We start from the raw sequence: 2,433 nt of genomic DNA on the forward strand, positions 1-2,433 counted from the left end.
CGGTAATTCACACTTGACTTCTACGGGGAAGGGTTGGGCTTTCCAGATGTGTTCACAATATTCCCGCACGGAGCGATCCGAGGAAAAGAAACCGGTGCGGGCAGTGTTGAGTAGGGACATACGATTCCAGTGGGGACGATCAAGCCAAGCCTTGCTCACATCTTCCTGGGCTCGTAGGTAGTCCTCGAAGTCGGCAAAGACAAAGAAAGGATCGTAATTGGTCAAGTTGTAGACCAGGGGCTGGAACATGTCCTGGTCACCGTTGCTAAAATGTCCTTGCTTCACCAGATTGACCACCTGTTGCAACAAGGGCTGCCGGGCCAGGACTTCCCAGGGACGGTAGCCGTCCTTGTGAATCTTTTGCAGTTCCGCTGCTGTATAGCCAAAGAGGAAGAAATTCTCTGGACCCACTTGATCGCGTATTTCCAGATTCGCCCCATCAAGAGTGCCAATGGTAAGAGAGCCGTTTAAGGCAAATTTCATATTACCAGTACCAGAAGCCTCTTTCCCCGCTGTGGAAATCTGTTCGGAAAGATCCGACGCCGGATAGATAGACTGACCTGTGGTTACATTGTAGTCTGGCAGAAAGAGCACTCGCAGGCGGCCATCCATATCGGGATCGGAATTAATGGTGTCTGCAATGCCGTTCAGGAAGCGGATGATGAGCTTTGCCATGTAATAGCCTGGTGCCGCCTTGCCACCAAACAGGACGGTGCGAGGTGGTATATGGTCAGCACAGCCCTCTTTGATTCGCACATATTGGGCCGCCACTTGCAGCGCATTGAGGTGTTGCCGTTTATATTCGTGAATCCGTTTGACCTGAACATCAAAGAGGGAGCCGGGATCCACCAGAATACCGGTGCGACGGTGAATAATGTTCGAGAGATTCCGCTTGGCGGCCAGGTGGGTTTGCTCCCAGCGCTCCAGGAAGCCCTTATCGTCTTGAAATGCCTCCAGTTTGCTGAGCTGGTCCAGGTCTTGAATCCATCCCTCACCAATCACCTCATTGAGCAGTGTGCGCAGCTTGGGGTTGGCCAGGGCAAGCCAACGCCTGGGGGTGACGCCATTGGTGACGTTGGTGAACTTTTCCGGCCAGAGGGCTGAAAACTCCGGCATCAGGTTGGTTTTCACCAACTCGCTATGCAATGCCGCTACGCCGTTGACATGGTGGGAGCCAATGGTGGCCAGATGGGCCATGCGCACTGCCTTGTCCCCGTCTTCATCAATAATGGAAAGTGTTCTTAGAATCTGGGTGTTTCCTGGATAATGTAGACGCACCTGCTGGAGAAAGCGCCGGTTGATTTCATAGATAATTTCCAGATGCCGCGGCAAGAGAGAGGCAAACAGGGGCAGATTCCACTTCTCCAGCGCTTCGGGGAGCAGGGTGTGGTTGGTGTAGGCGAGGCAGCGGCTGGTGATGCTCCACGCGGCATCCCATGGAAGGTGTTTCTCGTCAATCAGCAACCGCATGAGTTCCGCCACAGCAATGGCGGGATGGGTATCGTTCATCTGAATGGCCCAGTGCTGAGGAAATTCCTCCAGCGGGATCTGCCGCTTTTCAAAGGACCGCAACATGTCCTGAAGGGAGCAACTCACAAAGAAGTGCTGTTGCTTGAGGCGCAGGCGCCTCCCCTCGTCGGTGCCGTCATTGGGATAGAGCACCTTGGAGAGGGTTTCCGATCCCACCTTTTCCTCGACGGCGCCGTAGTAGTCGCCAATGTTGAAGGCATAGAAGTCAAAGCTCTCGGTGGCATCGGCCCGCCAGAGACGAAGGCGGTTGCAGGTGTTCACCTGGTACCCCAGAACCGGCACGTCATGGGGGATGCCAATGGCGTGCTCTGCCGGCACCCAGCGGGAATGGTAGTGGCCCTTGGCGTCGGTATAGCTTTCCGTATGGCCGCCAAAGCCCACCACACATGCCTCGTCGGGTTGGGGCAGCTCCCAGGGCCATCCGGCCTTCAGCCACTTATCCGTAATTTCCACCTGCCAACCGTCACGGATCAACTGGTCGAAGATGCCAAACTCATAGCGGATGCCGTAGCCCACAGCCGGCACCTGCAAACTGGCCAGGGACTCCATGTAACAGGCCGCCAGTCGCCCCAGACCGCCGTTGCCCAGTCCGGGTTCCTCCTCCACCTCCAGCACCGTATCCAGGCTCTGGATGCCAAACTGCCGCAGGGCCAGAGTTGCGGCTTCTTCAATTTCCAGCATGACCAGGTTGTTGCCAAGCTGAGGACCAATGAGGAACTCCGCCGAGAGGTAAGCCACGGTCTTGCGGGGGGTTTCCCGCAAGGCCTCCTTCCCCACCAGATAGCGCATCATCAGCCGATCCCGCACCGCATGGCTCAGGGCCATGTAGAGGTCGTGCTTGGTGGCGTTTGGAGCCAGCTTCCCGAGGGTGAAAAACAGGTGCTCGGTCATGCCGTCGAACAG

Annotated in this window: 1 protein-coding gene; it reads right to left on the reverse strand. The window is 56.3% G+C overall.

All coding sequences use genetic code 11. The features are described 5' to 3' along the window. A partial coding sequence (locus BG35_RS0109105) for a glycogen/starch/alpha-glucan phosphorylase (RefSeq protein WP_025782572.1) occupies window positions 1-2,433 on the reverse strand: 2,433 nt, incomplete at both ends.

This window comes from Candidatus Synechococcus spongiarum SH4 (genome assembly GCF_000586015.1).
In the GTDB taxonomy this organism is placed as follows: domain Bacteria; phylum Cyanobacteriota; class Cyanobacteriia; order PCC-6307; family Cyanobiaceae; genus Synechococcus_B; species Synechococcus_B spongiarum_F.